This window comes from Allofournierella sp. (genome assembly GCF_017889395.1).
Classification (GTDB): domain Bacteria; phylum Bacillota; class Clostridia; order Oscillospirales; family Ruminococcaceae; genus Allofournierella.
Genome location: NZ_JAGHKE010000099.1, coordinates 1 through 8,183, shown reverse-complemented (window position 1 = coordinate 8,183; position 8,183 = coordinate 1). Strand labels below are relative to the sequence as shown.

The 8,183-nt window shown below is 59.5% G+C and carries 9 protein-coding genes; all 9 read right to left on the bottom strand.

Features of this window, described 5'->3' with window-relative positions:
* A partial coding sequence (locus tag J7G73_RS11560) for an ABC transporter permease (RefSeq protein WP_291246355.1) occupies positions 1-774 on the bottom strand: 774 nt, incomplete at its 3' end.
* On the bottom strand, positions 771-1,865 hold the full coding sequence (locus J7G73_RS11555; protein ID WP_367113994.1) for an ABC transporter ATP-binding protein: 1,095 nt from the start codon (positions 1,863-1,865) through the stop codon (positions 771-773). The genes J7G73_RS11560 and J7G73_RS11555, both read right to left, overlap by 4 nt.
* Before the next feature lie 258 nt (positions 1,866-2,123).
* Positions 2,124-2,786 (bottom strand): glycerol-3-phosphate 1-O-acyltransferase PlsY, encoded by a 663-nt coding sequence (plsY, locus tag J7G73_RS11550; protein ID WP_291246353.1) that lies wholly within the window; start codon positions 2,784-2,786, stop codon positions 2,124-2,126.
* A 42-nt stretch (positions 2,787-2,828) separates the two neighbouring features.
* Positions 2,829-4,157, bottom strand: a complete 1,329-nt coding sequence (der, locus tag J7G73_RS11545; RefSeq protein WP_291246352.1) for a ribosome biogenesis GTPase Der — start codon at positions 4,155-4,157, stop codon at positions 2,829-2,831.
* A gap of 60 nt (positions 4,158-4,217) precedes the next feature.
* Positions 4,218-5,531, bottom strand: coding sequence for a DUF512 domain-containing protein (locus J7G73_RS11540; RefSeq protein WP_291246351.1), 1,314 nt, complete (start codon positions 5,529-5,531; stop codon positions 4,218-4,220).
* Between the two features lie 92 nt (positions 5,532-5,623).
* Positions 5,624-5,806 (bottom strand): 50S ribosomal protein L32, encoded by a 183-nt coding sequence (gene rpmF, locus J7G73_RS11535; RefSeq protein ID WP_058967140.1) that lies wholly within the window; start codon positions 5,804-5,806, stop codon positions 5,624-5,626.
* Positions 5,807-5,833: 27 nt separating this feature from the next.
* Complete coding sequence (locus tag J7G73_RS11530; protein WP_087294425.1) at positions 5,834-6,334, bottom strand: YceD family protein; 501 nt, start codon at positions 6,332-6,334, stop codon at positions 5,834-5,836.
* Positions 6,335-6,445: 111 nt separating this feature from the next.
* Positions 6,446-6,850 carry a hypothetical protein gene (locus J7G73_RS11525; RefSeq protein ID WP_291246350.1) on the bottom strand — a complete coding sequence of 135 codons (405 nt, stop codon included), beginning with the start codon at positions 6,848-6,850 and terminating at the stop codon, positions 6,446-6,448.
* Between the two features lie 89 nt (positions 6,851-6,939).
* The coding region (locus J7G73_RS11520; RefSeq protein WP_291246349.1) for a glucose-6-phosphate isomerase at positions 6,940-8,183 on the bottom strand (1,244 nt) is incomplete at its 5' end.

Sequence of the window (8,183 nt, the reverse complement as noted above, 5' to 3'; positions counted from 1 at the left end):
GAACAGCCCGTTCACGAATTCCAGGAAGGGCTCGAACAGAGCCAGCGCACCCAGCACGCTGGTGAAGGCACTGGTAAGCGCGGCGCTCTTGGTGTTGAACAGGATGGTCAGCAGCACAAAGCCCACCAGGAACACACCGGCACCCAGAGTCAGGGTGCGGCTGCGCAGACCCACAACCACACTCACCGCCAGCAGAATCACCACAAAGGCGGCCATGGCAAGGCCGCTGCCGGCGGTGAACAGGGTCTGGATGCTGGGCAGCAGATAGGCCACCAGCAGCACGCCAAAGCCGGACAGCGCCGCGATGATCTGGTTCTCGGTGAGGGTGGAAAGATACATGCACACGGCAATGCAGGCCGCGCCCATGAAGAAATAGCCCAGAATGCCCGCGTAGCTGGCCATCAGGTCCACGCCGCCCAGCAGCAGCATAACCAGCGGGTAGAGGCAGAAGACGGCCACTGGCACCGCAAACATGGCCAGCAGCGCCAGATATTTGCCCAGCACGATGCCGCTCACGCTCACCGGGCTGGTGAGCAGCAGCTGGTCGGTCTTGCTGCGCTTTTCCTCCGCAAAGCTGCGCATGCACAGCAGCGGGATGAAGATCAGCAGCACGATCACGAAGCTGTAGAGCGAGATGGCATAGTTGGTGTAGCCGCCCTGCAGATTGGCTGCGGTAAAATACAAACCGCCGAACAGAAGCATCACACCCGTGAGCAGCCAGCCCATCATGCCGCTGTAATAGCTCTTGAATTCCCGTTTGAAAATAGCGATCATTGCTTGTCCGCCTCCTCTTCTTCCGCCTGGGCGGACGCATCCTCCTGCTCGATTTCTTCCTCGTCAGGCTGCGCGGTGCCCTCCACCGCATCCTGCACAAATTCCAGGTCCTCCGGACGCAGGAGCGCTTCCTCCTGGTTCTCCAGGACCTCCTGTGCCTCCTCGTCACCCGCCTGTGCGGTAAGCTGCAGGAACACGTCCTCCAGGCTCATGGAGGCGGTGGTCAGGCCCAGAACCGGGCATCCGGCCGCTGCCAGTGCGGCGCTGACCGCTGCACGCAGGTCCTCGCCCTGAGGCATCTGCACGGTGGCGCTGGTCTCGCCATTCTGCTGGCCGGTGATCTGGACCTTGCTCACGCCGGGCACGGTGAGCAGCGCATTCTTCACTGCCTCCGCCTCGCCCAAAGCGGTAATATTCAAAGAAGAACCGGCGGTGAGCCGCTGGGCCAGCTCCTCAGGGGTGCCCTGCGCCACCAGCTTGCCCTTGGCAATGATCAGCACCTTGTCGCACAGGGTGCTCACCTCGCTGAGGATATGACTGGAAAGGATCACAGTGTGGTCCCGGCCCAGCTCCTTGATCAGACTGCGGATCTCGATCACCTGAGCCGGGTCCAGACCCACGGTGGGCTCATCCAGAATGATGACCTTGGGGCTGCCCAGCAGCGCAGCGGCCAGGCCCACACGCTGGCGGTAGCCCTTGGACAGATTCTTGATCAGCCGGTGCTCCATCTCCGCCAGGCCGGTACGGTCCATGGCTTGCTCCACCTGAGCAGCGCGCTCGGCCCGCTTCACCTTTTTCAGTTCGGCCACAAACATCAGATACTCCCGGGGCGTCATATCCACATACAGGGGCGGCTGCTCCGGCAGATAGCCCACACAGGCCTTCGCCGCGCTGGCCTCCTCCAGAATGTCGTGCCCATCGATGGCCACCGCGCCGCTGGTGGCGGAAAGATAACCGGTCAGAATGTTCATCGTGGTGGATTTGCCCGCGCCGTTGGGGCCAAGCAAGCCATACACGATGCCCTCCTCCACTTCAAACGAGATGTCATCCACCGCAAGATGGCTGCCATAACGCTTGGTGAGATGCTCCACTTGAATCAAAAAAGCCACACTCCTTTTGTTCCGCCGCCCGGCCGGGCAACGGCTGCAACATAAAAAAGGCGGCCTCAGTTTCTTTCGCCCGAGGCCTTTTCGGGCGCTCTGCGCCCGCCTTTCCCTAGTTTGAGTGTATCGTCCGGCTGTGAAAATTCTGCAAAAGCTCTTTGAAAATCGTGAAAAAATTACCGGCATTTTCCAGCAAAAAAACAGCCCTTCGGGAAGATCTTCCCGAAGGGCTGCAGAACAGTTTGATTATTCGTCCTTTTTCTTTTCGCCGAAGCGGTATTCGGTGCCGTTCAGCAGGCGCTGAATGTTGGCCCGATGCATCCATACCACCAGCACCGCCATCAGCACGGTGCACACACCGGTAAACAGCAGGCTGCGCTGGGTGTACCAGGACCAAAGCAGCGTGAGGATGGGATACAGGATCGCAACGGTAACCGAAGCCAGACTCACAATGCGGGTGGCAAGAGCGATTGCGAAGAACACCACCAGCAGTGCCAGCAGCACCACCGGCTCACTGGCCAGAATGGCGCCCGCGGCCACCGCGATGCCCTTGCCGCCCTTGAAGCCGAACCAGATCGGCCACAGATGGCCGCACACCGCACCGATGGCAGCCAGATATCCGGCATACACGCCGTTCACATCCGCACCGGTAAGTGCGGCCACACCCCAGTGGCACAGCCATACCGCCACTGCGCCCTTGGCCATATCACCGGCCAGGGTCAGCGCTGCGGCCTTTTTGCCGTAGGTGCGCAGGATATTTGTGGTGCCGGCATTGCCGCTGCCCTTGGTACGCACGTCCTCATGGTAGAGGCCCTTGCTCACCACCACGCCGAAATTGATGCTGCCCAGCAGATAACCAATCACAACGGAGACGGCCATCATCAGAATAAACGCTTGTTCTAACGCCATGGATTCACACGCTCCTTTGTTGTTTCCCGCTTTGCGGCTGTTTTACTTGGTGCTGCCGTCGCCCCGTTCCCGCACGACCATGCGCACGGGAGTGCCTTCCAGGCCGAAGGTCTCACGGATCTGGTTCTCGATGTAGCGCTGATAGGAGAAGTGGAACAGGTCCTTCCGGTTCACGAAGCACACAAACGTGGGCGGCCGGGTGGAGATCTGGGTCATGTAGTAGATCTTCAGGCGGCGGCCCTTATCGCTGGGGGGCTGCACACGGGCGGTGGCACGGGCCAGCAGCTCGTTCAGCATACCGGTGGTCACGCGCAGGGCATTCTGGCTGTCCACGTACTTGATCAGCTCAAACAGCCGGTCCACGCGCTGGCCGGTCTTGGCGCTGATGAAGATGATGGGTGCATAGCTCATGAAGCTAAAGTCGTTCATCAGCTTCTTGCGCTGCACATCCATGGTCTTGTCGTCCTTTTCCACCGCGTCCCACTTGTTCACGGCGATGATGCAGGCCTTGCCCTGCTCATGGGCATAGCCCGCCACCTTGGAGTCCTGCTCAGTGAAGCCCACGGTGGCGTCAATCATGATCACGCACACCCGGCTGCGCTCCACGGCGGCCAGGCTGCGCAGCACGCTGTAGCGCTCCACGCCTTCCTCCACCTTGCCCCGCTTGCGCAGGCCCGCAGTATCGGTGAAGATGAAGCTGCCGTATTTGTTGTCCACCTGGGAGTCGATGGCGTCGCGAGTGGTACCTGCCTGGTTGGCCACGATCATCCGGTTCTCGCCCAGGATGTGGTTGATCAGGCTGGACTTGCCCACGTTGGGACGGCCGATCACCGCAACGGTGATGCGCTCGTCCTCTTCGCCGTTCTCATCGTCAAAGTTCAGGTACTGGCACACCGCGTCCAGCAGATCGCCAGTGCCGTGGCCGTGTACGCTGGAGATGGGGTACAGTTCGCCCAGACCCAGGCTGTAGAAGTCGTACAGCTCCATGGGGGGCTCGCCGATCCGGTCCACCTTGTTGACCGCCAGCACAACGGGCTTGCCGCTGCGCATCAGCTGGTTGGCGATGTCCTGGTCCTGGGCGGTCACACCGGCCCGCAGGTCCACCACCATGATGATGCACTCCGCCGCGTCAATGGCCAGCTGGGCCTGTTGGCGGATGTGGGTCTGGATGTCGTCCTCGCCCATCTCGATACCGCCGGTATCCACCAGCAGGAAGGTGTGGTTCTGCCACTCGCAGTCGCCGAAGATGCGGTCGCGGGTCACACCGGGGGTATCCTCCACGATGGCCAGCCGCTGACCGATCAATTTATTGAACAGGGTGGATTTGCCCACGTTGGGGCGGCCCACCACTGCAACGATAGGTTTTGCCATAAGAGCCTCCTTTTCTCAGTTGTTTCTGCCCCTTCGGGCACGGGGGTTCCATACCGGCGGTCAGGCCAGCTTGGGCGCCAACAGCGTCCGCACCAGATCGCCGCCGCCGCTGGGCAGGATATGCACCTTCACGCCCAGAGCGCTTTCCAGATCCGCGATGGACTTGGAATCCAGGAACAGGTCCTTTTCGTCCCGCAGCATCACTTCCGGCACGCCCAGGTGCTTGCTTTTCAGCTTGCCCTTGCACTGGTCGATGATATCGGTGGCGGTGACCAGACCGGCCACGCTCACGTTGCCGCCGAAGAAATTATTTTTGATGGGATGCACATGCACCTTCACACTGCGGTGACGGCGGGTCAGCTCGGCCATCATCTCCTGAATCAGCGGTGCCGCCAGAGTTCCGGTGACCACATCGATGTTCCGGGGAATGGGAATACGCCGGTGGGCAAAGGTCAGCTCCGCCAGGAATTCGTCCCGGAACATGCGCCACATGCCCACACCGTTTTCCAGCTGGGGGAAATCCTCATAGAAATCGCCGCCGGGAATGGGCCGCCCGGCGCACAGGTACCACTCGTCGCCGGGGTAGACCATACGGCAGCCATTCTGCGCCTTGCAGCGGTCGCCGTATTCCTCCAGGATATCCAGCACGGCGGCACTGGTGGCCGCGTCATAGGCCTCCAGCTTGTACAGGCCCTTGCGGTAGTCGGTCAGGCCGCTGGGCACCGCTGCGATGCTCTGCACCGCCGGGTACATGCCGGTGAGCTTGTCCAGCGTGCGGCGCAGCTCGTCGCCGTCGTTCACGCCCCGGCACAGCACCAGCTGGCAGTTCATCTGGATGCCCGCCTCGGCAAATTCATCCAGATATTTGAGCACCTCGCCCGCCCGCTTGTTGGCCATCATCCGCACCCGAAGCTCCGGATTGGTGGTGTGCACCGAGATGTTGATGGGCGAAATGTGCATCTTCTTGATGCGCTCCACCTCATGCTCGTTCAGATTGGTCAGGGTCACATAGTTGCCGAACAAGAACGACAGGCGCTCGTCGTCGTCCTTGAAATACAGGGTTTCCCGCAGGCCCTTGGGCAGCTGATCGATGAAGCAGAACATGCAATGGTTTGCACAAGAATGCTTCTGGTCGATCAGATAGGTCTCGAACTCACAGCCCAGAGGCTCGTATTCGCCCTTTTCCACCTTCAGATAATCCAGCTGGCCGTCCTTCATCACGGCCAGCTCGAAGCGTTCGCCGGCGGTGTAGAACTGGTAATCCAGCATATCGTTGATCTCGTTGCCGTCAGCCGAATAGAGCATCGACCCGGCGCTCAGGCCCAGCGCTTCGGCTGCCGAGCCCTTCTGCGCGCTTTTCACGCGTACTGCCATGCCAGTTTTGCACCTTCCTTTTCAACAGGTTTTGCACCGCACAAGAAAAAGGGGAAGGCGTAAGCCCTCCCCTAGCTCTTACGGAAAGCGGATTACGCTTCCTTCTTGATGATTTCCTTGCCCTTGTAGTAGCCGCAATTGCCGCATACCTGGTGGGGGAGCTTGTACTCGCCACACTGGCTGCACTTTACCAGTGCAGGGGCTTCCAGCTTCCACACAGAGGAGCGACGCTTGTCACGCCGTGCCTTGGAAACCTTTCTCTTGGGTACTGCCATTTTAGCACCTCCTCAATGTGAATGAAGTTAATTCAGCAGTTGTTTTAATATAGCAAGCCGTTCGTCTACGGGGGTAGTGGAGCCCCCCTCACAGCAGGTGCACCCCGCTGCTTTGGGTTTACCGCAAACATGGCATAGCCCTTGGCAATCCGCACTGCACAGCAGCACGGTGGGAATCTCCATCACAAGTTCCTCACAAGCCAGTTCCTTGACGGAAAGCTTGCCCGTCTCATCGATGGGTAATTCCTGATATTCATTGCTCAGTTCGCTTTCGCGCACCAGCCATTCCTGTTCCAGCGAACAGGGATATTCCACCGGTGTGAGGCAACGGGCACATTCTGCCTGTGCCAGCGCATGCAAGCTGAGCCGCAGCACAACGCCCTCGCCATTCAGCGCGGCGTCAAAGGTGCCCGTGACCGGCTGCGTGATCTGGTAACCCGGGAAGTCATAATCACTCAGGTCCAGCTGCAGCTCCGCGTGATAAGGCACGCGGCCGGTCTGAAAAAATTTTTTCAGGTCGAATTGCATAGTACACCTCTAAAAGACTGCCTACCTAGTATACCGAATCCCAGAGGGTTTGTCAATACCAAATTTCGGGCGGGAACCAATTTTTTTGGCTCCCGCCCGCTGATGGAACGATTACAGGTATTTCTTTACGTCCTCAGGCAGAGTCTCGAGGGCGGCGGAAATGGTGATGGTAACGTTCACGTTTTCGCCAGCAATGGCCTGCACGTCATCCAGGAACTTGCCCAGACCGTTCAGATCGTGGTCGCCAACCTTCAGAATGCCGTCCACAAACAGCTCGGTGATGTCGTAGTTGCCGGCCAGAACGCCCGCCACAAAACCATACATCATGTTGTAGCCGGCGATGTGATACTCATCCAGATCGATCAGGCGAGCAGCATGATCGATCTCATAAGTCAGCTTCATGGACTTTTCCAGAACGACAACGTTGCCGCTGGTGGTTTTGGTAACTGCGTTGATGGCCTCGATCATCGCTTTGGTTTTGCCGGTGCCTTTCGTGCCAACGATCAGTTTAATCATAAGAGGGTACCTCCTTCTATTTTGCGAAATGCGGCATGCCGCAATTCCCTTCACGTTATGCCCCGTTTTCCGCCGGGGATGCGGTGTGCTCAGCCCAGCTTTGCTTCCAGCTCGGCCTTGCGGTCCTCGTAGCCGGGCTTACCCAGCAGCGCGAACATGTTCTTCTTGTAGCTCTCCACGCCGGGCTGATCGAAGGGGTTCACGCTCAGCAGGTAACCGCTGATGGCGCAGGCCCGCTCGAAGAAGTAGATCAGGTAGCCCAGATCATACTCGTTCAGGCTGGGAGTCTCCAGCACGATGTTGGGAACATCGCCGTCGGTGTGGGCCAGAATGGTGCCCTGCATGGCCTTTTCGTTGACCACGCTCATGTTCTGGTTTGCCAGGAAGTTCAGGCCGTCCAGGTTCTCCTCATCGTTCTCGATGAACAGGTCCTGAGAGGGCTTGTGGATGTTAACCACGGTCTCGAACATCACACGGGCGCCTTCCTGTACGAACTGGCCCATGGAGTGCAGATCGGTGGAGAAAACAACGCTGGTGGGCATGAGGCCCTTGTTGTCCTTGCCTTCGCTCTCGCCGAACAGCTGCTTGTACCACTCGTTCATCATGGTGAAGTTGGGCTCGTAAGCAGCCAGCAGTTCAACAGCCTTGCCCTTGCGGTACAGGATGTTGCGGGCGGCAGCGTACTTGTAGCAGTCGTTGTCAGGAGTGCAGCTGGAGTACTCAGCGCGGGCATCGGCAGCGCCCTGCATCAGAGCGTCGATGTCACAGCCGGCGCAGGCGATGGGCAGCAGGCCCACAGCGGTGAGCACCGAGTAACGGCCGCCCACGTCATCGGGTACCACGAAGGTGGGCCAGCCCTCTTCGTCGGCCTGCTTCTTCAGGGTGCCGCGGCTGCGGTCGGTGGTGGCGTAGATGCGCTTGGCAGCGCCTTCCTTGCCGTAACGCTCTTCCAGGTACTTCTTGAATACACGGAACGCCAGCGCAGGCTCGGTGGTGGTGCCGGACTTGGAGATCACGTTCACGCTGACCTCTTTGCCCTCACAGCAGGCCAGGATATCCTGCAGGTAGGCGGGAGAAATGGAGTTGCCTGCGAAGAAGATCTGCGGGGTCTTCTTGCAGGTGCAGTTGTACATCTGACCCTTGATGGCCTCGATGGCGGCGCGGGCGCCCAGGTAAGAACCACCGATACCGATCACCACCAGCACGTCGGAATCCGAGCAAATCTTCTCGGCCGCGGCCTTGATGCGGGCAAACTCTTCCTTGTCGTAATTTACGGGCAGATCCACCCAGCCCAGGAAATCGTTGCCGGGGCCGTTACGGCCTTCCAGCATCT

What these genes read in the sequence shown, in the direction of transcription:
- plsY (WP_291246353.1), bottom strand. Translation starts at nt 2,786, where the DNA reads ATGGCGTTAGAACAAGCGTTTATTCTGATGATGGCCGTCTCCGTTGTG.
- J7G73_RS11525 (WP_291246350.1), bottom strand. Translation starts at nt 6,850, where the DNA reads ATGATTAAACTGATCGTTGGCACGAAAGGCACCGGCAAAACCAAAGCG.
- der (WP_291246352.1), bottom strand. Translation starts at nt 4,157, where the DNA reads ATGGCAAAACCTATCGTTGCAGTGGTGGGCCGCCCCAACGTGGGCAAA.
- rpmF (WP_058967140.1), bottom strand. Translation starts at nt 5,806, where the DNA reads ATGGCAGTACCCAAGAGAAAGGTTTCCAAGGCACGGCGTGACAAGCGT.
- J7G73_RS11530 (WP_087294425.1), bottom strand. Translation starts at nt 6,334, where the DNA reads ATGCAATTCGACCTGAAAAAATTTTTTCAGACCGGCCGCGTGCCTTAT.
- J7G73_RS11540 (WP_291246351.1), bottom strand. Translation starts at nt 5,531, where the DNA reads ATGGCAGTACGCGTGAAAAGCGCGCAGAAGGGCTCGGCAGCCGAAGCG.